The organism is Segetibacter aerophilus, assembly GCF_007991655.1.
Classification (GTDB): domain Bacteria; phylum Bacteroidota; class Bacteroidia; order Chitinophagales; family Chitinophagaceae; genus Segetibacter; species Segetibacter aerophilus.
Genome location: NZ_BJYT01000011.1, coordinates 72,994 through 98,947, shown reverse-complemented (window position 1 = coordinate 98,947; position 25,954 = coordinate 72,994). Strand labels below are relative to the sequence as shown.

20 protein-coding genes are annotated in these 25,954 nt (G+C 40.2%); 13 read left to right on the top strand and 7 right to left on the bottom strand.

Annotated features, from left to right (window positions below; genetic code table 11):
- Window positions 1–113 precede the first annotated feature (113 nt).
- Both meaB and SAE01_RS15000 read right to left on the bottom strand, forming a co-directional pair.
- Window positions 114–1,025 (bottom strand): methylmalonyl Co-A mutase-associated GTPase MeaB, encoded by a 912-nt coding sequence (meaB, locus tag SAE01_RS15005; protein WP_147204602.1) that lies wholly within the window; start codon window positions 1,023–1,025, stop codon window positions 114–116.
- Window positions 1,026–1,154: 129 nt separating this feature from the next.
- Entirely contained in the window at window positions 1,155–2,042 is an 888-nt protein-coding gene (locus SAE01_RS15000; RefSeq protein WP_147204601.1) for a glycosyltransferase, read from the bottom strand.
- A gap of 96 nt (window positions 2,043–2,138) precedes the next feature.
- Here SAE01_RS15000 and SAE01_RS14995 point away from each other — a divergent pair, with 96 nt between their 5' ends.
- The 4 genes from SAE01_RS14995 to lptC all read left to right on the top strand — a co-directional run bounded on the left by SAE01_RS14995 (window position 2,139) and on the right by lptC (window position 5,455).
- Entirely contained in the window at window positions 2,139–2,777 is a 639-nt protein-coding gene (locus tag SAE01_RS14995) for an LON peptidase substrate-binding domain-containing protein (protein WP_147204600.1), read from the top strand.
- A gap of 75 nt (window positions 2,778–2,852) precedes the next feature.
- Window positions 2,853–3,587 (top strand): type III pantothenate kinase, encoded by a 735-nt coding sequence (locus SAE01_RS14990; protein WP_147204599.1) that lies wholly within the window; start codon window positions 2,853–2,855, stop codon window positions 3,585–3,587.
- Complete coding sequence (gene bamG / locus SAE01_RS14985) at window positions 3,571–4,887, top strand: BamG family beta-barrel-assembly machinery protein (RefSeq protein WP_147204598.1); 1,317 nt, start codon at window positions 3,571–3,573, stop codon at window positions 4,885–4,887. Before SAE01_RS14990 ends, bamG begins: the two co-directional genes overlap by 17 nt.
- Window positions 4,880–5,455, top strand: a complete 576-nt coding sequence (gene lptC / locus SAE01_RS14980) for an LPS export ABC transporter periplasmic protein LptC (protein WP_147204597.1) — start codon at window positions 4,880–4,882, stop codon at window positions 5,453–5,455. Before bamG ends, lptC begins: the two co-directional genes overlap by 8 nt.
- A 117-nt stretch (window positions 5,456–5,572) precedes the next feature.
- Here lptC and SAE01_RS14975 read toward each other — a convergent pair whose 3' ends face one another.
- A complete protein-coding gene (locus SAE01_RS14975; protein WP_147204596.1) occupies window positions 5,573–6,454 on the bottom strand; it encodes a dienelactone hydrolase family protein in 882 nt (293 codons plus the stop codon).
- Between the two features lie 351 nt (window positions 6,455–6,805).
- Here SAE01_RS14975 and pyrG point away from each other — a divergent pair, with 351 nt between their 5' ends.
- The gene (pyrG, locus tag SAE01_RS14970) at window positions 6,806–8,455 is read left to right on the top strand and encodes a CTP synthase (RefSeq protein ID WP_147204595.1); all 1,650 of its coding nucleotides are present in this window, start codon (window positions 6,806–6,808) and stop codon (window positions 8,453–8,455) included.
- A gap of 448 nt (window positions 8,456–8,903) precedes the next feature.
- On the opposite strand, the gene SAE01_RS14965 is transcribed toward pyrG, so the two are convergent.
- Complete coding sequence (locus SAE01_RS14965) at window positions 8,904–12,296, bottom strand: hypothetical protein (protein WP_246113250.1); 3,393 nt, start codon at window positions 12,294–12,296, stop codon at window positions 8,904–8,906.
- Between the two features lie 62 nt (window positions 12,297–12,358).
- Between SAE01_RS14965 and SAE01_RS14960 the strand changes: the two genes are divergently transcribed.
- Window positions 12,359–13,000, top strand: coding sequence for an MBL fold metallo-hydrolase (locus SAE01_RS14960; protein WP_147204594.1), 642 nt, complete (start codon window positions 12,359–12,361; stop codon window positions 12,998–13,000).
- Between the two features lie 362 nt (window positions 13,001–13,362).
- Here the strand turns inward: SAE01_RS14960 and SAE01_RS14955 are convergent, their stop codons facing one another.
- Window positions 13,363–14,085 carry a DUF4114 domain-containing protein gene (locus tag SAE01_RS14955; RefSeq protein WP_147204593.1) on the bottom strand — a complete coding sequence of 241 codons (723 nt, stop codon included), beginning with the start codon at window positions 14,083–14,085 and terminating at the stop codon, window positions 13,363–13,365.
- A gap of 355 nt (window positions 14,086–14,440) precedes the next feature.
- The gene (locus SAE01_RS14950) at window positions 14,441–14,710 is read right to left on the bottom strand and encodes a hypothetical protein (RefSeq protein ID WP_147204592.1); all 270 of its coding nucleotides are present in this window, start codon (window positions 14,708–14,710) and stop codon (window positions 14,441–14,443) included.
- 177 nt (window positions 14,711–14,887) lie between these two features.
- Between SAE01_RS14950 and SAE01_RS24520 the strand changes: the two genes are divergently transcribed.
- Both SAE01_RS24520 and SAE01_RS14945 read left to right on the top strand, forming a co-directional pair.
- Window positions 14,888–15,025: a hypothetical protein gene (locus SAE01_RS24520; protein ID WP_170234168.1), complete on the top strand. Its 138-nt coding sequence runs from the start codon at window positions 14,888–14,890 to the stop codon at window positions 15,023–15,025.
- The gene (locus SAE01_RS14945; RefSeq protein ID WP_147204591.1) at window positions 15,013–15,201 is read left to right on the top strand and encodes a hypothetical protein; all 189 of its coding nucleotides are present in this window, start codon (window positions 15,013–15,015) and stop codon (window positions 15,199–15,201) included. Before SAE01_RS24520 ends, SAE01_RS14945 begins: the two co-directional genes overlap by 13 nt.
- Before the next feature lie 429 nt (window positions 15,202–15,630).
- Here SAE01_RS14945 and SAE01_RS14940 read toward each other — a convergent pair whose 3' ends face one another.
- Complete coding sequence (locus SAE01_RS14940) at window positions 15,631–16,566, bottom strand: J domain-containing protein (protein WP_147204590.1); 936 nt, start codon at window positions 16,564–16,566, stop codon at window positions 15,631–15,633.
- 453 nt (window positions 16,567–17,019) lie between these two features.
- Between SAE01_RS14940 and SAE01_RS14935 the strand changes: the two genes are divergently transcribed.
- The 5 genes from SAE01_RS14935 (at window position 17,020) to SAE01_RS14920 (ending at window position 25,863) form a co-directional block, all read left to right on the top strand.
- Window positions 17,020–18,090: a formylglycine-generating enzyme family protein gene (locus tag SAE01_RS14935; protein WP_147204589.1), complete on the top strand. Its 1,071-nt coding sequence runs from the start codon at window positions 17,020–17,022 to the stop codon at window positions 18,088–18,090.
- A 144-nt stretch (window positions 18,091–18,234) separates the two neighbouring features.
- Window positions 18,235–18,501 (top strand): hypothetical protein, encoded by a 267-nt coding sequence (locus SAE01_RS24820; RefSeq protein WP_218029168.1) that lies wholly within the window; start codon window positions 18,235–18,237, stop codon window positions 18,499–18,501.
- Window positions 18,502–18,737: 236 nt separating this feature from the next.
- Window positions 18,738–20,813, top strand: coding sequence for a sulfatase-like hydrolase/transferase (locus tag SAE01_RS14930; RefSeq protein ID WP_147204588.1), 2,076 nt, complete (start codon window positions 18,738–18,740; stop codon window positions 20,811–20,813).
- A gap of 21 nt (window positions 20,814–20,834) precedes the next feature.
- Window positions 20,835–22,406, top strand: coding sequence for a sulfatase family protein (locus SAE01_RS14925; protein ID WP_147204587.1), 1,572 nt, complete (start codon window positions 20,835–20,837; stop codon window positions 22,404–22,406).
- 430 nt (window positions 22,407–22,836) lie between these two features.
- Window positions 22,837–25,863 carry a PAS domain-containing hybrid sensor histidine kinase/response regulator gene (locus tag SAE01_RS14920; protein WP_147204586.1) on the top strand — a complete coding sequence of 1,009 codons (3,027 nt, stop codon included), beginning with the start codon at window positions 22,837–22,839 and terminating at the stop codon, window positions 25,861–25,863.
- Window positions 25,864–25,954: the final 91 nt, after the last annotated feature.

The window sequence follows — 25,954 nt, the reverse complement described above, 5'->3', positions numbered from 1 at the left end:
ATAGGTTTTGATACAAGCGCGAGCCCTTCATTCAACATCGTTGTGTCACTCACTTGTACCTTTTGTTATGTATGCTGCTTTTCTTACTACGGATCTTTTTGCAAGCCTTTTTGCTACTTCAAAATATGGTTGTTTACATCCTCAACGAACCTGTAGAGGTTAAACTCTTTCTGACCCAAAAATTCATTTTGTATTAAATTGAAAATTGCCTCCTTATGTAGCTCTGCCATTCTTTTAGATGCGAGCAGGTGATAGGCTTTTTCAGTCAACAGCCACGCGCGTTTATCATTTTGCTTGCCGCTTCCGGTGTGCAAATTGATCTTTTCGAACAACTCTTTTATGCCCACACCTTGTGATGCTATCGTTTTTACAACTGGTACATCATAATGACTGTGGGAAGACCTAAACACTTTTTTAAGGGTCTTCTCAAAAGCATCCGCATCCGGTCGATCTGCTTTGTTGACCACAAAAATATCCCCGATTTCCATTAGTCCGGCTTTCATTGTCTGTACTTCATCGCCGGCTTCGGGCACCAGTACGATAACAGTTGTATCAGCCAGACCAACAATTTCGACCTCACTTTGTCCAACACCGACTGTTTCTACGATGATGTAGTCAAAGCCAAATCCTTTCATTATATCGGTGATCTCGATGATAGAAGGATGTAATCCACCCAGCGAACCCCTGTTGGCCAGTGAACGAATGAACACATTGGGATGAGTGTACCATTTATTCATCCGAATTCTGTCCCCTAACAAAGCGCCAAGGTTGAAAGGAGATGATGGATCAACACACAAGACACCAACCTTTTTATCTGCCGATACAATTTCACCAATCAGCGCATCTACAATAGTGCTTTTGCCCGCTCCGGGTGGACCGGTAATGCCGATAACAATTGATTGTGTAGTGGAGGAAAGGTTGAGCAGAATATCAAGATAACCAGCTGCCTTATTTTCAACTAATGAAATAGCCCTTGATAATGCTTTAAAGGATCCTTTTGATATTTCTGAAACGAGTTCTGTCATTTTCTAAAATGGATCTCTTTTGGAAAAGGCCAAAAAGAGATGCTAAACGATTTGCTGATGAACGAAATGCGACGCAACGATGATCAATTGAAAAACCAAAGCCAGGACAAAAAAATATCGAAACATCGCTCATCGAAGCAGCTTGTAATTTTTATATTCCCCTATTTTAAAACCCAACACATCTTCAATGGGCTGCATGATTTTATCCTTTGTTTTCCAAACCGATTTAGCAGGATCGAAGACAAAATCGTCCGCAGCTGCACTCACTTTTTCTTGCATCACTGCCGGATGCGTTCCTTTAAATAACTCTACCCGGTCAACGTTTTGGTAATCAAAATGCGAATAGTCGTTCTCAGTGGTTTCAGCATTGTGGAGAAAATCGAAAGTGTGCATTTTTTTCTTCTGAACCTTATCAGACCGCACCCCGTTGTAATGGTACACCGGCGCATCAATTTTTTTCACCGTTAGTTTTTCGCCTTTTTCGCCATGCTCGTACGCTTCGATACTGCTGTATTTTCTAAACCCCTGAGAGTCGGCGTAAGACCTTACAAGTTTATCATTCCTAAAAATTCGGATCTCATGTTTGTGTACGCGCCGCGAAGTCCGGATATAATGATAACTGCCCCAAAAATGCAGAAAGGGAAATATGAAGCCTTCGACCTGTTTGTCATCATTGTGCTGTTTGATGGCGGCTGTGATCTTCGGTAAATCGTCCTCGTGCATCACCTCGTCAGCCTGGATGTGAAAAGCCCAGTCACCTGTGATATTGTCAAGCGCAGTATTGGCTTGTTGCGCGAAAACTTTTCCTCCTTCCCGCAATTTCATGTCCCAGGTGGTGTCAATAATTCTTATTTTTTGCGGGTCCAATTTTGTAAGAGCTTCCCTTGTTCCATCTGTTGAGTCTCCTACGGCCATTACAAATTCGTCGCACACAGGCAAAACAGATTGAACGGCTTCCATAAAGGGATAACCATATTCGAATCCGTTTCTTACATAAGAGAAGCCCGAGATTTTCATTAACGATTTTTATATCATCAAAGAACGAAATTTTTTTTAACTCTGTGAACTTTTAGATGTTTTGCATAGTCTTTAATACAAACAATAGCAGCATTTATGACGAATTTTATTCCAATATTTCCATTAGGCATAGTGGTATTTCCAGGGGAAGATTTAAACTTACACATATTCGAACCAAGGTATAAACAGTTGATAACAGACTGTTTTGCAGACGCAAAACCGTTCGGTATTCCCACCGTTTTGAAAAATGGGTTAAGTGAAAGAGGAACGTTGGTAGAGGTGAAAGAGATTGTTGAAGTATACGATGATGGTAAGCTTGACATAAAAACAAAGGGCCTGTCCATATTCAGGATTTTAGAGGTAGTAAAAGATATTCCTGACAAGTTGTATAGTGGCGCGATTGTAAACTATCCTCAAAATGAAGAGAGCAAAAAATTGCTGCTTTTACAAAAGGTGGTCAAAAGCATTAAAGACCTGCACGCGGTTTTGAAGCTGAAAAAAGATTTTAAAAAACCAGACGACGAGCTGGTTGCTTACGACATAGCCCATCATGTGGGTTTGTCTTTGGAAGAAGAATATGAGTTCGCCGGCTTGTTTCGGGAAGACCAACGTTTGGAGTATTTAAAGCGACACCTGCTAAAAGTTTTGCCGGTGGTGAATGAAATGGAGGTTTTAAAAGACAGGATAAAACTGAATGGTCATTTTAAAAATCTTTCAGGAAATTTTGATTTATGAGTTGCTTGCTGCCGGTTGCCGCTTACCCGTAACTTGCACTGAATCGCTTACGGTAACTTGTAACTTCTTCTCACCATGACAACCTTATGTTTTGATTTTGGAAACACGCGCCTTAAATATGCTGTTTTTGTGAACAGGGATTTTGCGGGAGAAGGTGTTTTACAAAACGATTCAGTTGAAGAAATAGAGCGCGTTGTAGAAAAATATCAACCGCAGCGAAGTATACTTTCTTCTGTTATAGATCATAACGTAGGTATTGAAGAAGTGCTTGCTGATAGCACAGCTTTTCATAAACTTTCCTACGACAGCAAACTTCCTGTAACATCACCTGTTGGCAAACCTCACACGATTGGTGCTGACAGGCTCGCAATGGTTGTGGCGGCGGTCGACCTATTTCCACGTCAGCATAACCTGGTAATCGGCCTTGGTACCTGCATCACTTACAACTTTGTAAATAAGTATAGCGAGTTTATTGGGGGTAGTATTTCACCGGGAATGGAGATGAGATTTAAGTCGTTACAGTACTACACAGCTAAGCTTCCACTAGTAGAAGCTGATTGGAATTTTCCCTTGCTAGGCTATGATACTAAGACAAATATTCAAAGCGGAGTCATCGCGGGAATGGCTAAAGAGATCGATGGTATTATCGATTTATACAAGGAGAAGTTCGTCAACTTTAACGTGCATTTAACCGGGGGTGATATAGGCGTTTTTGGCGCCCTGCTTAAAAATAAGATATTTGCAGACCCTTCTTTAATATACAAAGGGCTTTATGCCATCAGCGAGTACAATCATGAACCCAAAACTTAGCTTTATTGTTTTTCTTTTACTAGGATCACTTTACACAACTGCACAACAAAATTCTCCCTTCTCTCGATACGGTCTTGGCGAAACTTATCCCGGTCAAAACATAGTCTCCCGTGGAATGGCTGGCATAGGAAGCACGTACGGAAATGGCCAAAGCGTCAATTTTGCTAACCCGGCTAGTTATAGCGATTTAAAAATAGTTACCTATGACATTGGTATAACCTTAGATAGCCGTACGCTTAAAAGCACTAGTCCTGTTCAAAAATACAATTCTGTAAACCTTGCGCCTGCTTACGTAGCCCTTGGAATGCCAATTAGTAAAAAGCACAATTTAGGATTGGCTTTTGGTTTAAGACCATTAACAAGAATTGGTTATTCCATCCAGGAAAATAGAAGAACAGCAAGCCCGGGTAAAGACAGTATGCGCTATGTGTACGAGGGCGACGGAGGATTGTACCAGGCTTTTGTAGGCGTCGGCAAGCGCTGGGGTGGTTTACGCCTTGGATTAAACACGGGCTATATGTTTGGCAATAAAAATAATAACACAAGAGCCATCCCTATTGATAGCGTTAATACATACAAGTCAAACTCAGCAACCAATACAAGCTTTGGAAGTTTCTTTTTTAATGGCGGCTTGCAGTACGATATTGACTTAAGTAAGACTACGGCTTTACGACTAGGCTTTGCCGGTAATATGAAACAAAATTTAAGCGCTAAACAATCAGTGATCAGGGAAACTTTTACCTATGATGCGAACGGTACTCCTATAACGATAGACACCGTTTCAATGGCACCTGAAGTAAGCGGAACAATTAATTTGCCGGTTTCTTATACTGCTGGCATTAACATCAGCAATAGCCTCGTAGACCGCCTGGGAAATAAACTTGAGAAGAGCTTATTAGCGATTGAGTACGAAAGCACGCAGTGGTCCAATTATCGGTTTTTTAATAATGCAGAGAAGTTCAACAATAGCTCGTTACTAAAGATCGGTGGTCAGTTGACTCCTAATCCCGTTAGCATAAAAAGCTATTGGAACAGGGTGACTTACCGTGCGGGATTTTATTTTGGAAAGGAGGCGTTAGCTGCAGACAAAAACAAATTGCCGGTGTATGCGATTACTTTAGGTGCAGGTTTACCGGTGCGTAAATGGCGCTCGTTCGACAACCAGTACACAATTATTAATACAACATTTGAAGTTGGAAGCAGGGGCAATAAAAACAATAATATTACAGAGGGCTTTTTTCGCTTTTCGCTGGGACTAAACCTAAGCGATGTTTGGTTTATCAAAAGGAAGTATGAATAACGGCCTAACTCATTTAGCAAAAAGTATAGCAGTCATTACCATTGGCTGCTTTTTTGTTTGGTCTTGCGAAAACGATATTCGTGATGTACAGAATTTGAACAAGAAAGCAATCAATGTAGAAGAGGCTAAACAGATAGAAAGCTATCTAAGTGAGAATGGAAAAGTGAAGGCGAAGTTGACAGCGCCCCTCATGCTAAGCTATCAAAAAGATACTCCAAGAATGGAGTTTCCAAAATCGCTTCATGTCGATTTCTATAATGATAGTATAAAGATCGAAAGTAAGCTGTCTGCAAAGTTTGGAAGGTACCTGCAAAATGAAAACAAAGTTTTCCTTCGCGATAGTGTGGTAGTTTTTAACATGAAGGGCGATACGCTTTTTTGTAGAGAATTGTATTGGGACCAGGCAAGAGCTATTTTTTATAGTGACAAAAATGTGATTAGGCACTCACCTGACTCAAAGATTTACGGCAAGGGAATGATTGCTGATCAAAATTTTAAATGGTTTACTATTAAGCATCCTTACAATAGCTACATCAACGTTCCTGACAGTTCGTTCCTTAACCAGTAATTGAAATGTAGGTTTAGGGCAGCAAAATTTTAGGGAGCGAGTTGTTGCTCCCTGATTTGTCTTTCGTTGCGACGCTCAGTTCATCTTTACTTCTTTGCTCAGCCTTTTAATAAGGGTTTATTTTATTCTCGCTTTTAGAAAAGCCAGTGTTTTTTCGTGCGAATCATCTCTCGCCTGCTTGTTGAAAATGGGGTTGCTGGGGTTTGCAAAACCATGCCCGGCATCATAGCGGTAAACTGTTAGAGTTTTACCTGCTGTCTTCATGTTGTTTTCAAATTCAGTTACTCTTTCGGGAGTAATGCTTCTGTCCTGGTTAGCAAAAAACCCTATAACATCAGTATTGAGTTGCTGCAGTTTAGAGATATTGGTTTCGGGCCTGCCATAATACATTACGCATCCGGCCCCTTGTTTTCCTGCTAGTATTGAAGCTTGCAAACTCCACATTCCTCCAAAGCACCATCCAATGGTATAGATCTTTGCATCGCTTCCTGCATACGCAAGTGCTCCTTTAATGATGTTTTCAAGTCGTTGTGAGTTTACCCCGGACATATACTTCATTGCACTGTCTGCAGTTGTAGCTACTTTGCCATCATATAAATCAAGTGCAATAACATTGACGTTATCCAACTCCGTGCTCAATAATTCAGCCTCCTCTTTTATGTAATCATTTAATCCATACCACTCATGAATGACAAAAAGAAAGTTCTTTGTCTTCTTTTCGTTCCTGATTTCGTAACCACTTCCATTTCCTCCGTCGGGTGTTTTAAATGAAACTGTCTTCCCTTTAGGGTCTTTTACTTTAAAGTAAAGAGGATCTGGATGGAGGGCAGCAAATTCTTTCGTTGCAGCTTCCATTTTTGCTATTTCACGTATGTCTTCAGGGTAACAACTTACTATAGTTTCCTTTGGAGAAACTGACATTTTTCGGTCAGTTTTCATGGTGTAACTAAGTAGGGCTGCCGTAACAAATGCCGCTAAAAAAAATAGAACAATTCTCATACAAGTCGATTTTATTTTATTAACAATTTACCGCCCTCTTCGTTAAGATTTTATCCCTTTTTTTTTTTGACCCGTAAATAAACTGTAGGTTTGTGTGACCTCTGGATGATTTCTATCTTTCTTCACGGTCAAATTTACTAACGTTCTAAATTTTTCTCGAGTTTCTAATTCCACCGGGAAGAACGTATTGTGTAAGATCGGGGATGTTTCTACAAGAAGAGATATATACATTTCCTACATCAGTCGAATAAAGAATGGTAGTAAAAGTGAGTGACACAACGATGCCGGGCCATTATATACTGCTTGAAAAAAATCATTAAAAAAAACAACAACATAACTTAACCTAATACCATGGCCAAATTCATTTTTGTTACCGGAGGGGTGACAAGCAGCTTAGGGAAAGGAATTATTGCTGCATCTCTTGCAAAGCTGCTGCAGGCAAGAGGTTTACGCACCACAATTCAAAAATTCGATCCATACATTAATGTTGATCCGGGTACCTTAAATCCCTACGAACACGGAGAATGTTTCGTGACAGAAGACGGTGCAGAAACAGATCTTGACCTTGGTCACTATGAACGTTTTTTGAACATTTTTACCTCGCAGGCAAATAACGTTACCACAGGGCGTATTTATCAAACCGTAATTAATAAAGAAAGGGAAGGGGCTTATCTTGGTAAAACAGTGCAGGTAATACCGCACATTACCGACGAGATTAAACGTCGGATGTTATTGTTAGGCAAAGACGATAAGTATGATGTGGTGCTGACCGAAATCGGTGGAACTGTAGGTGATATCGAGGGCTTACCTTTTATTGAAGCTGTAAGACAGTTGCAGTGGGAGCTACCCGAGGAAGATTGCCTCGTGGTTCATTTAACTCTTATCCCATTTTTGCGGGCTGCGAAGGAACTTAAAACGAAACCTACTCAACATAGTGTGAGGTTATTAAGCGAGAATGGAGTACATCCTGATATTCTTGTTTGCCGTACAGAGGAGCCTTTAAATAATGATATCAAGCGTAAGATTGCTCAGTTTTGTAATGTTAAGCCAGAAGCTGTTATTGAGGCTGCAGATGCTTCAACTATTTACGAAGTTCCCCTGATGATGTTGCGCGAAAAGCTTGATGTAATCGCTTTGAAAAAGATGAAGATTACAGACTATAGCGAACCGGACTTAACAAGATGGAAAGGTTTTCTTGATAAGTTGAAGTATCCGAAAAGCAAGGTTACAATAGGCCTCATTGGCAAATACATAGAACTACAAGACGCCTATAAATCAATTCTTGAAAGCTTCATCCATGCCGGCGCAATGAATGAATGTAAGGTGCAGGTGGTAAATGTGCATAGCGAATTCATCAACCATGAGAACGTTGCTGAAAAACTGGATGGACTGGATGGACTGTTAGTAGCACCAGGCTTTGGCCACAGAGGTATAGAAGGAAAGATTGTTGCCGTTAAATATGCACGTGAAAGAGGCCTTCCGTTCTTCGGTATTTGCCTTGGAATGCAGATGGCGGTAATCGAGTTTGGTAGAAATGTTTTATGTCTTACTGATGCTCATAGTACAGAAATGGATCCTCACAATCATAATCCTGTAATCAATATGATGGAGGAGCAAAAGAAGATAACGAAGATGGGTGGAACTATGCGGTTAGGAAGCTATCCCTGCGAGCTAAAAGAGGGCAGTCTCGCTCACGCGATATATGGAGTTAGTGAAATATCAGAAAGACATAGACACCGTTACGAGTTCAACAACGATTATCTTGAGCAGTACGAGAACGCGGGAATGATAGCAAGTGGGGTTAATCCTGAAACAGGATTGGTCGAAATTATAGAGTTGCCAAAACATCCATTTTTTATTGGTGTTCAATATCACCCGGAGTTGAAAAGTACAGTCGAAAATCCTGCGCCCTTGTTTGTTCATTTTGTAGCGGCTGCTAAACAGTTTAATGAAAGCAGGCTAGCATTAAAAAATCCGCTGTTGCATAGTGAGATGATATAATTCTAACTAGACAAAAAATATAGAACAGCTTGTATGTAAACCATGCAAGCTGTTTTACTTTCTAAGAAGTTGCTTGAAAAATAATTTTGAATGTAGAAAAAAGCCGCTCAGGCTTTTTTTAGTAGAGTTGATGTTGGCAAAATGGTCTTCAAAAGATAAAAGCACAAAAAATAATAAAAGCAGTAAAATGACTGCGCCATTTATAAAATATACCATTTGTAAAATTTTATGTCCATCATCATAATTAAAAATTAAGCCAATTATAAAATAAACGGTAACAGGCTTATTGTTAGGTGTTAGAAGCAAACGGAATATTAACGGCTTTATTACTTATTCCAAATAAGGGAAAAAAATGTTCAAAGTAGGAACGGGACTTTAGCGTTGATATAAACAAAACTGCCCGGCGTTAGCACGGGCAGTTTTTATTTATCATTGATTGTATTCTATTTTAGAAATCAAGTCCAAGCGCGAAGTATGAAATAGGCTTGCCTTTAAATATCCCGTTCATTTCCCAGGCAAGGTCAAACTTTAAAAAGTATCCCAACAAAGTACTTCTTGCTCCAAAACCATAACCTCCGGCAAAAGGACCAATACCACCAGCTTTTGTTACAAAAGAGACAGGGTTATTTCCTCCATCCTGGTACACTACACCGGGACGAGCAAACTTGTCGTACTTACCGTTCCAGGCAGTACCCAAATCAAGGAATTGAATTAATTGGAAGTTTCTGATGAAGGCATTATTTACCGGTTTATTCAAAAGCGTTGAAAAAACAGGCAATCTTAACTCACTATTGAAGACAAATGCATTGTTACCATTAGCCAGGTTTTGATTGAAACCACGAAGGTTTACCGCTAAAGTTTGAAACGCATAAGTCTGGTCAGGATCTGGCCTGTTGCCGTTGTTAAACTTGGGAGACAACCAGCCATCAACTCCACCTAAATAATAAATCAACTTTTGGTTTCCCCAGCTAAAGTCTGCTGCCGCTCTTGTAGCCCAGACGAAGTTGCGATAGATCGGCAGATAATGTCTTGCGTCAAAGCCAAGGTTGTAAGTGTAGCTGTTTTTCACAGACTCTCCGCTTACCGGCGCGTTTAAATCCATGTACACTTTATACCTTAAGCCATGCCATATGTTCATGGTCGGGTTAATCGTATTATCATGCACGTACTCAAGCCTGGTCAAAGCATATTGCGATAATATGTCCGGGAAACCAAGTCCTCTTCTGTCTGGTGGCAACTGCTGCCCGTTAACATACGGCGTCGGCTTTATGATTATCCTATCACGACGATAGGCCACCGTCAACCTGAAACTTTTGACTTCATTTAATGGATAACTTCCGTTAAACTGGTAAATGTTAGTGTTGAACTGGGCATTGTAGGCGAGGTTAGTTCCTTCAAATCCTGCAGCATCGTGGTTGCTGGTTCTGTAGTAAGTTAGCCCCCAGTCAAAGCGTTTGCGAAAATTTTGAAATCCAAAAAGGTAGTCGTTATCGCGAAGGTTGGTTCCCAAACGGAAGCCCCCGGTAAACTTAATGTCTTCCATCAAATCGCTCACACTTGTACGGAAAGTAAAGTTGAGGTTAGAGCCGTTACCTAATTGTATTGGTCCATTTCCACCAGAGTAGGGCTGGTAGCGGTTGATTAGAATGTTGTTAGAGACACCTCCAAGAATATAATCGTTACTAAACTTCCATCGATAATTTAACAGCTTAGACCGTTGCAACACTCCTTGCTCTACAAGGCGTGGTACTGCTTCCATAGCACGCGTTAGAGAGTCCTTCTTCTCATTTTCAAACTCACTCTGGAACACAGAGCCCGCACTAGCTGTAGTGGTATCCACAGTGTTAGTAATAGTTGCCTTCCCTTCTTCAGCCTTTCTTTCCGACATCATCTTTCTCATGTAATCGGTAGGCCTTGCATTTACGTTTCTTTTACGAAGGACTGTGGAGTCAACTCTTAATTTATATAAGAATTTGTCGTCACCCTGCCGCGTTACTTCTGTCACCTGTCCACGATCACCTGCAATTCTTGTTTCAAGGAGACTGCTTTGATAATTGGTTATAGGGAATGTATAAGTAGAGTCTTTAGTAACCTGGAACATGCTTATGCTGTCCGGTTCGTTTTTCTGCCACGCCACCATCGTTGAATCTAACTCTTTATCAGAAGGGTTTCGAAGAACTTCATCACCAATATAAAAGAGTGTATCAAGACCTTCCCGTTGAGTAGTAAAGAAACCGGCCCACCTGTTGCCAACACCATTTTCATCCGAAACATACGTAAAATGATTTACGTTGTACTGCATTGGGAAGCGGGCATTTCCAAACTTAAGATTAGTTAACTGAGTGATCTGCTGTTTGGTGATATAGTCCAGCATAAAAATATTGTAACGGTGATTGCTAGGCAATGCAGTATCAGAAGTTACTACTTCAGGACCGGGGCGGTTACTGGCGAAAATAATACCTGTCTTGTTAGGAAAAGCCACGAACGATGCATCAAGATCATCATACACATCGTTCGTCAATTGCTCTAGTTTTTTACTTTCTATTTTAAAAGTAAAGATGTCTGTATGCCCGTTCTTAACAGCAGTAAGCAATAGCGTGTTTGCATCAAGCATGAACTGCACATCCAATACCTGGTCGAGGCCTTCAATTTCCTGCTTGTAATTTTTGTAACGCGCAATAGCGTCATAAACAAACATTTTAATTTTGCCATTCTCCCAATAGATAACTGCTACCCGGGTTCCTTTTCCGTCCCAGGCCATTAAAGGATAGGTAGGATTGATATCAGTCTTCTGGGTTCTTACGCCATACTTTAAAAGAGTAGCTGCAAGCTCGTAGTTTTCATAAAGGCCTACAGAGTAAATGCCCTTGTTATACTTGCCAACAACATAGCTTTGATTTCTTGGATTAGGGTTAGCCTGGAAGCGAAAAAAATCCCTTTTTGTAGAAACTGCTTCAACAACAGATACAGTTCCCTTTGGAACGTTTCTGCGTTGACGAATGTCTTTATAATATTTCTCTTGCTCGTAGCTCATGAAGTCTTTTAAAACCTCCTTGAACTTCTTCTTAGCTATACGCTGCGCCGCACTATTTAAGCTTTTGTAGATTCGGGCGAGGTATAAAAAATAGGCAACATTTTCCTTTTTGTATTTTTCCTCGATATAAAACCAAAAGGCTGCTCCGGCTAGTTCGGGCTTTTCAAAGGCAAATTGGTAGAAATTCTTATAGCTGTCACTGAGCATAGCACTTTTTAGATCATCGTCTTTTTTAGTGCTCCATCTCTCGGCAACGTAACTCACATAGCCATCAGTTAACCATGTAGGAAGGTCAAGGAGAGCTTGGTTGCTGGCAAATTCGCCTATGTCTTCCCCAAACAACTGATTGTCAAGAAGTACCCGCGCAATGCCTTGCCGCACCTGCAGATTTAGGTTAGCATGATCGCCGTTAAAATAGACAATCATTTTATTATTAACCAATTTTGTAAGACCACCACCTGCGTTGTTGATAATTTCGTTTCCAAGGCCAATATTGGTACTGCGATAATCATTGTAATTATTATAAACCACAATATTTATTTGCCTCTGGAGCGAGTATTCCATCTGTGTTTCAATAGACTTCAACTCTTTTTCTGCCGCCTGAGCAACAAATTTTCCAAGTTCAAGACCTCCCTGGTTAAAGTAGGTATTGAAGTTTGGAGACTCGTAAAATTTCCAAATAAATTTTTTATGTTGAATCCTGTTTTTTCCGAATTCTACCGAGTTTACCTGTGATATTCCTTGAAAGCAAAAAAGACATAAACCTAAAAAAGCAATAACCCTGTTACTCATACTGTTATCTTGCATATCCGTTCTTTAGAGCTTTAAAATTAAGATAAATAGATTGTAATTCTCTTAAATTTACGAATATGCTAACAGTTAAGATTTTTCAATTTAACCCCGTTTCAGTCAATACATATATACTTTATAATAATGCGAAAGAGGCCCTAATTATCGATCCTGGATGCTACTTTGAAGAAGAAAAGCAAACCCTAAAAAGCTTCATTGAAAAAGAGCAACTCTTGCCCGTTCAACTGCTTAATACCCACTGCCACCTCGATCATATTTTTGGTAATAAATGGGTGTACGAAACGTATGGGCTCGAATTGTTTTTGCATCCAAATGAAGAGCAAGTCCTAAACTTTGGTCCGCAATCAGGGAAAATGTGGGGACTACCTTTTGATAATTACGAAGGACCACTGCACTTTCTTCAGCAGCATGATATTATAAAGATTGGCGAGCATGTTTTGAAAGTTTTGCTTGCTCCTGGCCATTCACCCGGTAGTATTTGTTTTTATTGCGCGGAACAAAATTTCCTTATTGGTGGAGATGTTCTCTTCCACCAAAGCATCGGTCGTACAGATTTGCCGGGAGGTAATCACGAGGTATTACTTGCAAGCATAAGAGAACAACTATTCCCTTTGCCCGATCATGTCATTGTCTATCCCGGGCATGGAGAATCGTCCACTATTGGACATGAAAAGAAGTTCAATCCTTACCTGCAGACCTAAGGCGTGGACTGCACACCCTACATTGCTGTTCTATACAGACTCGAGTTTTGCCTTTCCACTGTAACCATCACGCATGATGCATTTTCAGTGACAGCGTTATAAGGGACATTAACGAGTCAAATCGTTAGTGGTATTATTGAAGATAGAAGATTACTAATGGTGCTTCATAGCTAATTTATCTCGCTTCTTTTTTAGCTGCCGTCCTTACCACAAACAGCTTTTGGATAATTCTCAGGGCTGCAAACATATTTTAACCTTATTGGTACTCGTCTCTTTTTATAACTATTAGCGATGTTTACTTACTTGTAAATAAAATAGGATACTTAAAATGTGATGTCGTCACAATTCTTACACCTTAGTTCCTACGGAGTAACTGTTGCATAAATTACGAGGTCATTGAAATCATTATCACTTCCTTGCGTTCTATCCAGATCTTCAAAACCAATTAACACTTTATTTTCTAAAGGATAATTAATTAATACTGCATGTTTTTTTAGCCTTGGGTCCACTTCAGGATTTAAAACATCATTAGAACAAAAATGTACTGCTCCGTTATTTAAATTCTTAGTATTTGCATCCCATGCTCCTTGTATTAAAACAAAACCGATAGAAATTCCTGGTTCGAAACTTCCAAGTTTGACTTTATTGCCTCGTTGCAACGTTGTGCCAGCTCCTGCGTTAGGAAAAACATATGTAATGGTTTTTATGTCCTTGGCACCTTTAGGAGGGCTACTAGTTGGGTAAGTATAAAAAGCGAATGCATTTGCTTTTGATGCACCTTCTGATACAAAGGTTATAGACACATCTAATCTCTGCAGAATAGGAATATCCCCAATAGCACTACTGCTAAGCAAATCAGAATTCGTAGTTGCTAGATTTGTATTTTCAGGAAGCGTAGTAGTTATAAAAGATAGCAGATTTGAAGAAATAGCATCGGAAGCTTCTAGATTATTTGGCTTTCCTGTATTATCAAAAGTTGCTAAGTTTTGATAACTGGTAGATGTGAAATGAACCCGCTCAGTTAGAGGTTTTTTACAACTGAGTGCAATAATAAGAACAGTAAACGCTGACAAAATGATCTTCATAGGTGAATAGACGTTAATCGGCCAACAATCGTTGCGCAAACAGGATGCCAGAATGCGAAATACTTTGAACGAAATAGGGATTCATTTTCTAGAAAAGATCATAACCATTTAGAAAAAGGCTGAGCGAGACTTCAAAATCTCAAGAGGAGAGTCAAAAAAATAAAGATGTTTTCTTCTTAAATATTACTTACAACAGTGAAGCAAATCTTGCCCTAACCTTCTTCAAATTGCCAACCTATTCTCCACGCCCGCCGTAGTACAAAAAGGTTACTTATGAACATAGAGCAGGAACTAAAGGATGATGATTGCTTATTGAGCAGAGACAATTAGGGTTCTTAATGAAATACGTGAACTATCAATCAAATCTGTGATTGATAACTGTGTCTGTAACTCCAAAGACAAGAATTAATATAATTAACACAGAAAGTATGTTTTGATAGAGCTTTAGCTTTTTTCTTTTTGCATTCGATGTGTAACGGATATTTTCAATCGGATAATAAAGCAGGTTAACATTTTTTGTATTCGTGCTTTTGATCTGCATAAATATGACCACTTTCAGAATAGCCAGGGCAGCAATAACAGAAAAGGTAATCAATGGAAGATAAAGGAGGAATTTCTCAGTCATGCAGTACAGAGGTTATAAGTTTAATAGCCATAATTTATTTTATGAAAATAAAAAACGAATAACAAATAGAAAAAATATTTTTGCTCACGTCAAAAACACTTAAAGTTGCTGAAGACGTATTAAAATTTTTTAAGAAGAGATGATCAGATAATTTAGCGAAAATAATTGCTTAATAGAATGACAAGACATCCGGCAGATATTATTCTTGACCACATCCTTCAGAAGGATCATCTTGTTGGAGACAGCATTATTTGTAAAGAAACGGTATTAACAGCAGCATTGTTGAATACTGGATTATTGAAATGGAAAGATTGAAACCGAAATGGATTGAAGTAGATACCGGATACGGCGATAGCAAATTAATTGTAGGTGTTAATTCCTGGCATAAGTTTGAAGTAGGGAGTTTCTTAAATTGGGTGGCTTTACTACTCTTTTGCAGAACCAGGAAAGGGGAAAAGATGATGAGCAAAAAAGAAGAGACAAGGAGATAAGAGACTTACATATAGAAATTGATAGTCTGAAAATTAAACCTTGGATGGTTTGGTTGAGTATAGCTCTTTCAATTATTGCTATCATTATCTCAGCGGTCGCGCTATCAAAATAATTGTTGTAGGGCCGCCTTGACAAGAACATCAAAAACAAAACCATTTAAAACTAACTTATCCAATACTTACCAACTTCCATTTTACGTTACCTACACATGGTGTTGGTTCCGAAACTTGCATTCTACCTCAGCTTAGCCTGGATTGTGTTGCTAATCTTTTTGACTATCGTTATTGTTGTCATTGCAGGATTAACGTATGGCAAAATAGCTATTGAAAATTATTGCAGAACTTGGTATACCGCTCTTGCCTACTTTATTGTTTATGGTCGCCTGTTAGCAAATTACTTCGCAAAGTAGAGCCTTTGCGAAATCCTTTTTAGTTCCTGTTAAATGAGCCAATCGTGACACAAATGCATTGATCGTTTTCTTTGACCTCCAGGCCTTCTATCTCCCTAAATGCTATGTCGCGGCCCGAAATAATGTATCCTTTGCTTCTTAAGAAAGTAGCTATTTCAAATGCATTCTCCACATTGCTCTTTTTTGTCTTTAAGACTCTAACACAGTTGATTTTATTATTGGCGCTCGTTTTCACCGCGTTTACCTGCTCCAAAATTTCTGACAATTGCAACTGAGTTAAGTACGTCACATTTTGTTGCAAAGACGGCGTTTCGAAGTTTGCTAGCAGTTGATCGTCTGCTAACTCAGAAGAACTGTCAGCTGATACTCCTTCTGCATCACTCGGTGTTGCTAAAGTCGCCTTTGTTCCTGCGCTTCTATTTTGTCCGGTTGATCCTTGATTAAGTAATGGCAGTGTTTCCCGCGATTGTTGGCCTTGGGCTTCGAATCTTGCTGTTTCGCTCGCCGAAGCAATAAGCGGTGTTTGTTGCTTTTGACCTTTCGTAGGATGTTTTAAAATAGAATTTGAGGTAGTAAGATCCATCAGTGCTTTTTGCTGCTCAAGTTCTTTTAAGTCAGTTGACGGAAGAAGTATAACAAAAGTCAAGAAGCCCGCTGTTAAGGAGAAAAGAAAAATCCAGGTTCTGTTTAGATTAAAATTAATTCCTAAAAAATTTCCCCTGGTGCCAAAAGGATACTTAAATGATCGTCGTAGTTCATCATCATACGCTGCTCTTTTAGCCTCATCCGTTAGTATTTGCTGGGCTTCATTTACAGTTTTAAAAATCTCCACATAATATTCATCCCCGTTATTTTTGTCCGGGTGAACCTTAAGTGATATTCTTTTATATGCTTCTCTTATCTGTTCTTTAGAAGCTTTCTCGTCTATTTCTAAAACTGTGTAGTAATTAATCATATAGCTGGCTAAAGCAATTTGAGAAAAGCAATATTACTAAATAAGAAATTATTATAATGTATGCTAATTAATCCCCTTTCTAAAATTTGACAAAGCGAAAATCAAAACGAATAAAATGTTTCCATTAGTTATTACAGTTTTGACTAATAAGGATGAGTTTTTAAATAGTACAACTTGGATTAGGTCAGTTTTAAAGATCGACAGGATATCTAGAAGTTGATTAGAGGATATTGAGATTAATTAGGTTGCAAACATAACTTTTTATTGGCAGGGAAAAAGATGAAGAAAGTTAAAAGAGCAAAAGCTATTTCCTGGTGCGACAGAGTATGAATGTTTTCCCTGGCTTTCTTTCAAAACGACAAAAAGCCTAAGTGACAAGAAATTTTTTATTGGCATGCTTCCGGTTTTGTAACTTGTCAAAAGATCGTTTGAAAGAGGTTAATATTTAGAATAATGGTTGCAGAAATCAGAAAGCCAATAGCATTAAACTGGAGGAAAGTTGTTTCCCGCATAGTCCAAGGCATCTTGATGTTTAGCTTTGTCGGCTGTGGAAATTCACAATCCGACATCCCTACAGTAACAACAGATTCCACAAAGGCAAACGCTTCGCAGGTAGAAGTTGTTTCGGCCAAAATGGTCTGGATCCCAGGGGGTTCGTTTGAAATGGGAACTGTGGACCCAATGTTTCCGGATGCACAACTGGTGCATAAGGTAACACTAAAGGGTTTTTTGATGGATGAACATGAGGTAACTAATGCTGACTTTGAGAAATTTGTAAAGGCAACCAATTATATTACCAACGCAGAGCAAAAGTTAGATCCTAAAGATTACCCTGGTGTGCCTGCGGAAAGCCTTGTTCCGGGTTCGGCTATATTTACGCCTACTCAACAAAAAGTTGCTTTAGACAATCCCCTTCAGTGGTGGCGCTATGTTGCGGGGGCCGACTGGAAGCACCCTCTTGGCCCTAATACTTCAATTCAGGGCCTGGAAAACTATCCCGCTATCCATATAAGTTACGAGGATGCTGCAGCTTATGCAAAATGGGCAGGTAAGCGTTTGCCCTCCGAAGCAGAATGGGAATATGCGGCCCGGGGAGGAAGGGCAAGTTCAAAGTATTATTGGGGTGACGAGCTGAAGCCTGGAGGTAAGTGGGTAGCTAATATTTACCAGGGAGATTTTCCTCAAAAAAATACGGGAGAAGACGGTTTTGACGGCATTGCGCCAGTAAAATCCTACGCGGCAAATCCCTTTGGATTGTATGATATGGATGGGAACGTGTGGGAGTGGTGCAACGATTTTTATAGTGCGGATTATTACATCCAAAGCCCTACAAATAATCCTAGAGGCCCTGCTGATAGTTACGACCCTGAAGAGCCTGGCGCCGTGAAGCGAGTTCAAAGGGGCGGTTCTTTTTTGTGCAGCGATCAGTATTGTATCCGGTATCGATCGGGGAGCAGGGGAAAAGGAGAGGTGCGGAGTGGCAGTAATAATTTAGGTTTCAGGTGTGTAAAAGACAGCGTGTAATTTTAATATTATTGGTCGATAAAAGCCGCCAAAAGATTTGCTGATGAAAGTAGTGCGACGCAACAATGTTGAATGAAGTGCCAAATGTTGGTAACCACAAAAAAACCTATGAACGCAATTGTCAATTAAAATAGCAAGCTAACAATGAATAAAAAGATTACTCCGCTTATTATCACAACTGCTTTTTTCTTTGCTTTTTCATGCAGACAAACGGCTCCGAAAGTCACTGAAAATACTCGTGTTATTTCTAAGACTTCCGTTGGCCTCGCAAGTGTTTCAGCTCTGGCTCAACCTTTACACTCGGTGCAGAGTTTGCAAAATAAAAGTCATTATAAGAAGCGATCGTGTTGCGTTGGAACGCCATCACGATTTAAAGCAAATGTTCTTGTAACTGAAAACGAAGTAAAATAAATCGGAACTAAGGGACATTCAGTTTGCAATGTTCTTGTATTAAAAGGTTTAAATCTTTTAGACCAAGCTTTCGGTTTTCAATGAATCTTTTGTTGTGTCACTCACTTGTACTTTTAGTTTTTTATTGCGTCGTTTGGGAACACAAAATGCTAAAAGGCAACAGCAAAAATAACGCTCATCGGTAACTCTTATATGGCAGTGACGAGGAATTTTCGCATCAATAGAAAGTGATCGGTATGAAACATTTGGGGACTACTATTTTAATAACGGCTCTGTCTTTTTTCCACGTGTCTGCCCAACAAGTGAAGGGTGCAGGCAAAGTCAAACAACCCAATATAATTTTTATACTAACAGACGATTTAGGTTTTGGTGATATTGGAACCTTTTTTCAAAATCAACGAAAAAAAGCAAACGAGCCTGGTAAGCCCTTTACTTCTACTCCAAATATCGACCGGCTTGCAGCTATGGGGGCGAGGTTACCCCAACATTATTGCGCCGCACCAGTGTGTGCTCCCGCTCGTGCTTCTCTTTTGTTGGGCCTCCACCAGGGGCATGCAAACGTAAGAGACAACCAGTTTGACAAAGCTTTGGAGGACAACTACACCATAGCCTCCGTTCTACGTTCTGTCGGTTATAAAACTGCTGTGTTTGGAAAGTGGGGCTTGCAGGGTTTAAACAGCGAAGGACCAGAGTGGCCGGCCCACCCCTTGAACAGGGGATTCGACTATTTTATGGGCATGATCCGTCATGCAGATGGTCATGAGCATTACCCGAAAGAGGGAATATACAGGGGCGCCAAGCAGGTGTGGGAAAACAAAACGAACATTGCCGACAAGCTTGATAAATGCTACACTGCAGATCTTTGGACCGCATCCGCAAAAAAATGGATTACTGAAAATAAGAGGGACAAAAAAAAGGATCAGCCTTTTTTTATTTATCTCGCCTACGAAACGCCTCATGCTGTTTTAGAGTTGCCGACGCAAGCATATCCTGGGGGCGGCGGAATGAAAGGTGGTGTACAATGGTTGGGCGAAGCAGGACATATGATTAACACTGCTTCAGGTGAAGTTGATTCTTATATTCATCCCGAATATGCCAATGCTACTTATGATCACGACAATAACCCGGCAACGCCTCAAATTGCATGGCCTGAAGTATACAAACGGTATGCAACTGCAGTTCGACGAATTGATAGCGAAGTAGGCGATCTTCTGCAATTACTCAAAGATCTAAAGATTGATGACAACACGATGGTTGTGTTTTCTTCAGATAACGGCCCCTCGATTGAGTCTTATCTTAAAGAAAATTTTGCGGCAAACTTCTTTCAAAGCTTTGGACCTTTTGATGGCATAAAACGAGATGTGTGGGAAGGTGGTGTTCGTGTACCAACAATCGCTGCCTGGCCTGGTCATATCCCCGCAAATACCGTTATCAAAACGCCTAGTGGGGTGCACGATTGGCTTCCTACTTTTTTAGATGCAGCTGGTTCACCTCCACCAGTGCGAACCGACGGCGTGTCGTTGATGCCTTCTCTCACCGGTAAGGGAAAACAACGAAGTAGTACTATTTACATTGAGTATTTTCAAAATCAATCAACGCCGGATTTTAAAGAGTTTGACCCGCACCATCGAAACCGGAAGCGGAACCAGATGCAAATGATCCGCTTTGGTGATACTGTCGGAGTGCGGTACGATATCAAATCACACAACGATAATTTCGAGATTTACAACGTAATAAAAGATCCTCAGGAAACCAATAATCTTGCAAACAATAAAGGGATGAATTTGCTTCAAAGTAAAATGAAGGAAAGAGTGCTACAGGTTAGAAGGCCCGATACTTCTGCGCCTCGGCCTTACGATAATGAGCTGATTCCTCCTGCACTTGTTGTAAGTACCAAGCAAGGGTTTTATTGGCAACGTTATCGTGCATCTTCTCCATGGATACCTGACGTAAGCACTCTTTCGTCCATTGCAAAAGGAATTGTACAAGAGCCCGAAGTAGGGCTTGCCGGAGTTGGTGACATTGTGGTTTACGCAGGATTTATACAAGTTCCTGCGGATGGTGAATTTACTTTTTACCTGACTGCCAATTCAGCTGCATTTTTAAAAATTCATGATTCTAACGTCATAGACGAGGACTATGGATATAATGGCGGCGAAGAACGCGCAGCAAGTATGAAGCTCAAGGCGGGTCTGCACCCTTTTAAATTGTATTGTAGAATTAAGAACAGCAGCAAGCAGTTGTTGGATTTTTCGTGGCAAGGGTCGGGCATAACTAAGCAAACAGTCTGGAGCAACATGAGGTATAACTAATTTAAAGACACTTTTTAAGAAATGAAGAATTATCAAAGACTTTTGAAAAACGCCGTTCTACTTATTGCGGTTACCTGTTCAATCTCCTTTATTGAAACAAGTGTGTACGCCCAGGCAAAGGCTACAAAGCAAATTGTTTACAATAAGATTGCAGGAGTAAAACCTCGTAACATCATATACATTCTTTCAGATGATCATCGTTATGATTTTATGGGGTTTACCGGTAGGGTTCCCGGTTTAGAAACTCCTAATATGGATCGGCTTGCCAAGGAAGGAGCTTATCTTCAAAACGCTTTTGTTACTACTGCTTTGTGTTCTCCTAGTCGCGCTTCTATTTTAACCGGTCAATATGCTCACACCCATACCGTTGTTGACAACCAGTCTCCTGCTCCGGCCAGTCTAATTTATTTTCCACAATACTTGCAGAAGCTAGGTTATCAAACCAGTTTCTTTGGCAAATGGCATATGGGTGGAGAGACGGATGAACCGCGCCCGGGCTTTAACCGATGGGTCAGTTTTAGGGGACAGGGAGTATACTATAATCCTCTACTTAACATTGATGGTAAACATGTTCAGTATAAAGACAGTGCTTATATCACTGACCTGCTTACAGACCTTTCTTTAGACTGGCTAAAACAGCGCGATAAGAGCAAGCCGTTTTTTCTGTACCTATCTCATAAAGCTGTGCATGAAAGAGAGGCCCCGGCAAAACGCGATCTTGACAGGTACAAGAACCTCTCGTTCCTTTATCCGGTGTCGATGTACACAACGGCTACGCCTACGAGCAAAAAATTTACAAGGGGTAAACAGGCCGATGGTAGTCAATACAAATTCAATAATGAGGATATACCTAATTGGGTGCGGGCACAACGGTACAGCTGGCACGGTGTAGATTATATGTATAACGAGACAATAGAATTCGACGAGTTTTATCAGCGATACCTTGAAACCCTGATGGGAGTCGACAATAGCATCGGAAGAGTGATGGATTATTTAAAAGAAAATGGGTTGGATAAGGAAACGCTTGTCGTGTACATGGGGGACAATGGATTTGCATTTGGCGAACATGGTCTGATAGACAAACGCCAGGCTTACGAAGAGTCGATGCGGGTGCCATTGTTAGCAAGATGTCCAGAGTTAATCAAGCCAGGTACGGTAGTCAAAGAGATGGTACTAAACCTTGATATAGCACCTACTTTTTTGGAGATGGCCGGAATTAGTAAGCCAGCTCAAATGCAAGGAAATTCGTTTTTACCACTGCTGCAAAACAAGCAAGTGCCGTGGCGCGACAGAATTTATTATGAGTATTATTGGGAGAATGCTTTTCCTCAGACGCCCACGCAATATGCTGTTCGAACTGACCAGTATAAGTTTATTCGTACACAAGGAGTTTGGGATATAGACCAGTTATTTGATATTCAAAAAGATCCTTTTGAAGTAAATAACCTTATTCGAAGCCCTCAACACCAGCAGGTAGCTAAACAGCTAAATAAAGAATTGTGGGATTGGCTTGAAAAAAGCGGCGGTATGCAAATTCCGCTGAAACGGATAAATGAAGTTAAAAACGATCATAAGCATCGAGGGACCTGGTAAGTCTGTCCTCTTCTAAGCATAGAAGACTATAAGAACGTATCGTTACAGTCTCTTTTCTGCCGCTTGTTGTTGCGCTTTAAAATGCAGTACAAGTGTGCGACGCAACAATGTATAATAGTAGCAATGCATCCTGGCTCAAAAAACTTCTATCAATCCGTTGAATTTGGCCTGGGAGAAAAAATGCTTTCAATTCATTCAAACTACCGCCACCTACACGAAGGCAAAAGACCTTTAAGTTTAGCTGTTTAAGCTAGTGAAAACTGCCCGTGCCTCTATCCCATCCTGTTTTATTTAAGCCCCTCTCAGACAGCAAGTTTATCATTTGTTGTTTTTGCGTGCGTTAAATGCGATTGGCCGAAAAGATTAAGCAATAACAAAATTTCCAAACCGTTTTTTTAGGAATACTAATACAGCTTATTCTCACGTCATTATGTTAATAGATCCCCCTCCCGGTAAGATTAAAGTCTCGTCTATTCTTGATATCATTATTATACTCAACGTCTGTTTAACGCTTACTGTACTAGCCGTGATAAACGACTGGACGGAAAGAGTAGTAGATTTTCTGTACGTTAGAAAAGAGAGTGTGTACGACGATATATTGATTAGCATCTTTTTTACGAGTATTCTATTCGTGTTGTTTGCTATCAGGCGAAACAGGGAGAATAAGCAAATCATAAACAGGCAAAACGAGACTGAAAAGAGTCTGCAAAAGACGCAGGAAAATTTGAATGTCGTGCTTGCCTGCACTTCAAATATTGTTTTCAATACCCTTGCGTTTGGAGACTTTGGCATTCTCTACATCAGCGAAAATATAACGACCATACTGGGTTATACAAAGGAAGATTACGAGATAAAAAAGTGGTGGCGCAATAATATTCATCCGGATGATCACGAGCATGTAAACCTTCAATTATCAAAACTATTTATCAGCAAGGCTACTTCGTTTGACTATAGGTTTAGACATAAGAATGGTGAATGGGTGTGGATGAACAGTGATTGTAAATTGATAAACGGGGAGGATGGAAAACCAAAAGAGATCGCCGGCACATGGCGCAACGTTACAAGCGAGAAAACGAAGACTGAATTAATACGGGTAGACAACGAGCGTTTTAAACTTGCGTACAAAGCAACAGAAGATACCATTTATGATTGGGACATGATATCGCACCACCTTTGGTTTAGTGATGAAATTTTCAGGTCTTATGGTTACGATGAAAACACAACTGACACTACCATTGAATGGTGGAGTAGCCGGATAGATCATAAGGACCACGAACGAATAATGGCATCAATAAAAGACGCAATTGAACGCAAACAACAAACCTGGTTAGGAGAATATTGTTTCTTAAGAGCAGATGGTAGTTATGCGCACGTATTTGACCGGGGGATGATCGTTTATTCACATGAAGGGGCGCCACTTAGAATGATTGGCTCGATGACAGACATTACAGTATTGAAGCAAACGGAAGCCGAATTACGGATAGCAAAAGAAAGAGCTGAAGAATCTGTAAGATTTAAGAGTGAGTTCTTAGCCAACATGAGTCACGAAATAAGAACACCGCTCAATGGTATTATTGGTATGACAGAGCTTACGCTTGATTCTAATGTAGACTTACAACAAAAGCGTTACCTCGAAAATATTAAAACATCTTCTGAAACGCTTTTAAGCCTTATAAACGACATTCTTGATTTTTCTAAAATCGATGCTGGAAAGTTGGAACTGTCTCCTGTCAATTTTTCTTTGCGTGACGAGATATCAAGATCATTACAAGTACTTGGATTTAAAGCCTCATCAAAAAATCTTGAGTTCATTTTCCATCTAAAACCTGATGTTCCCGACTTGTTTTTTGGCGACGTATTGCGCCTGCAGCAAATTGTCGTAAATCTTGTGGGTAATGCGATAAAGTTTACTGAAGATGGGGAGGTAATTGTGCGCGTTAGCTTAAAGGCCCGTAATGAAGAACAAGCCACACTATTGATATCTGTTTCTGATACCGGTATTGGCATTTCTGAAGATAAATTAGGATCTATTTTCCATGAGTTCTGTCAAGGCGATGGCTCCACTACCAGGAAGTATGGCGGTACGGGTTTAGGCTTAGCAATTACAAAAAAGCTGGTCGACATGTTAGGCGGTGAAATATGGGTTGAAAGTGAAATAGGTAAAGGAAGTGTTTTTCAATTTACAGTTCCTCTGAAGGTTCAAAAAGCAGAAGAAAAACCTCGGCTAATTAAGCACCGCGAATTAGATGGAACCAAGGTGTTAATAGTAGAAGAAAACAAAGCCGGACGAAAGTATACAGAAGACATGATCAGGCAGTTTCGCATGTTGCCAACAGCAGTTGCTACAGGTGAAGACGCGATCATCGAATTGAACGCAGCTAAAAGGCAAAAAGATCCTTATCAACTTGTGCTGCTAGGCTTGTCGCTGCCCGGAAAAATGGATGGATTTGATGTAGCAGAAAAAATTAAGAATGATGACGTTCTAAGAAACATAGAGATAATAGTAGTATCACGATCTTACAAAGCAAGCGATAGAGAATTATGCGCTCAAATGGGAATCACTCATTTTTTCACCAAACCTTACAGCCCTTCAGACTTGCTTGACAGTATTTGTAACGCTCTGTTATTGCAAAAGCTAATACCAAAAGTTACTTCGGCTGATGAAGTAAACATTCCTACACCGGCAGTTTACAACAACGTTTCTCTCAAGGTCTTAGTGGCAGAAGATAACCAGATAAACCAGGAGGTAGCATACAACATGTTGGTTAAAGGTGGCAACAGGGTATCGATTGCTAACAATGGTAGAGAAGCAGTTAACGCAATTATGCAAGAGGATTTTGACTTAGTATTTATGGATGTTCAAATGCCGGTAATGAATGGTTACGAGGCAACGCAAAAAATTCGTCAAATGGAAAAAGGTACGGGCAGGAACACGCCAATTATCGGTTTAACCGCGAATGCAATGGTAGGCGACAAAGAAAAATGTCTAGCAGCCGGCATGGACGACTACGTAAGTAAACCAATGCGAAAAGATGATATTATCAAAGCAATCGAAAGGGTTACTGGTATCAGCAATTCAGACACTAAAAAGATAGAAGTAAAAGAGACGAACGAGCGCCCTTTAATTAACCCTGCTGCCATGCTGGAAAGATTAGGTGGCGACAAAGAAATATTCGACGGATTTCTCGAGGCATTTACCCAACAAGTGGGTGTTTCTTCACAGTTGCTCGTTGATGCCGTTAATCGCAGAAGTGCTGCAGATATCCTTTTTACAGCGCACAGCTTACGAGGGTTGGTGCTGAACCTAGACATCTACAAAGTGGTGGATATAACTCTAGAAATGGAAGTGTTAGTGCACGAAAATAAACTCGACGAACTTCCTGCTTATGTTGCTGCGGTCGAAAGTGAATTAGCAAAAGCTTTGGATCCCTTACACTCAAATGCTTTATTCAATTAAAATTTTTTAAGAAGAAGTATTGGTACTATAAATGAGCTTAAAACTCCCGCTGCTTCTGTAGGCGGGAGTTCTTTTTATTGAATACATTTTG

Excerpts from the sequence above, each read along its gene's own strand:
- meaB (WP_147204602.1), bottom strand. The coding sequence starts at position 1,025 with ATGACAGAACTCGTTTCAGAAATATCAAAAGGATCCTTTAAAGCATTA.
- SAE01_RS15000 (WP_147204601.1), bottom strand. The coding sequence starts at position 2,042 with ATGAAAATCTCGGGCTTCTCTTATGTAAGAAACGGATTCGAATATGGT.
- SAE01_RS14995 (WP_147204600.1), top strand. The coding sequence starts at position 2,139 with ATGACGAATTTTATTCCAATATTTCCATTAGGCATAGTGGTATTTCCA.
- SAE01_RS14990 (WP_147204599.1), top strand. The coding sequence starts at position 2,853 with ATGACAACCTTATGTTTTGATTTTGGAAACACGCGCCTTAAATATGCT.
- bamG (WP_147204598.1), top strand. The coding sequence starts at position 3,571 with ATGAACCCAAAACTTAGCTTTATTGTTTTTCTTTTACTAGGATCACTT.
- lptC (WP_147204597.1), top strand. The coding sequence starts at position 4,880 with ATGAATAACGGCCTAACTCATTTAGCAAAAAGTATAGCAGTCATTACC.
- SAE01_RS14975 (WP_147204596.1), bottom strand. The coding sequence starts at position 6,454 with ATGAGAATTGTTCTATTTTTTTTAGCGGCATTTGTTACGGCAGCCCTA.
- pyrG (WP_147204595.1), top strand. The coding sequence starts at position 6,806 with ATGGCCAAATTCATTTTTGTTACCGGAGGGGTGACAAGCAGCTTAGGG.
- SAE01_RS14965 (WP_246113250.1), bottom strand. The coding sequence starts at position 12,296 with ATGCAAGATAACAGTATGAGTAACAGGGTTATTGCTTTTTTAGGTTTA.
- SAE01_RS14960 (WP_147204594.1), top strand. The coding sequence starts at position 12,359 with ATGCTAACAGTTAAGATTTTTCAATTTAACCCCGTTTCAGTCAATACA.
- SAE01_RS14955 (WP_147204593.1), bottom strand. The coding sequence starts at position 14,085 with ATGAAGATCATTTTGTCAGCGTTTACTGTTCTTATTATTGCACTCAGT.
- SAE01_RS14950 (WP_147204592.1), bottom strand. The coding sequence starts at position 14,710 with ATGACTGAGAAATTCCTCCTTTATCTTCCATTGATTACCTTTTCTGTT.
- SAE01_RS24520 (WP_170234168.1), top strand. The coding sequence starts at position 14,888 with ATGACAAGACATCCGGCAGATATTATTCTTGACCACATCCTTCAGAAG.
- SAE01_RS14945 (WP_147204591.1), top strand. The coding sequence starts at position 15,013 with ATGGAAAGATTGAAACCGAAATGGATTGAAGTAGATACCGGATACGGC.
- SAE01_RS14940 (WP_147204590.1), bottom strand. The coding sequence starts at position 16,566 with ATGATTAATTACTACACAGTTTTAGAAATAGACGAGAAAGCTTCTAAA.
- SAE01_RS14935 (WP_147204589.1), top strand. The coding sequence starts at position 17,020 with ATGGTTGCAGAAATCAGAAAGCCAATAGCATTAAACTGGAGGAAAGTT.
- SAE01_RS24820 (WP_218029168.1), top strand. The coding sequence starts at position 18,235 with ATGAATAAAAAGATTACTCCGCTTATTATCACAACTGCTTTTTTCTTT.
- SAE01_RS14930 (WP_147204588.1), top strand. The coding sequence starts at position 18,738 with ATGAAACATTTGGGGACTACTATTTTAATAACGGCTCTGTCTTTTTTC.
- SAE01_RS14925 (WP_147204587.1), top strand. The coding sequence starts at position 20,835 with ATGAAGAATTATCAAAGACTTTTGAAAAACGCCGTTCTACTTATTGCG.
- SAE01_RS14920 (WP_147204586.1), top strand. The coding sequence starts at position 22,837 with ATGTTAATAGATCCCCCTCCCGGTAAGATTAAAGTCTCGTCTATTCTT.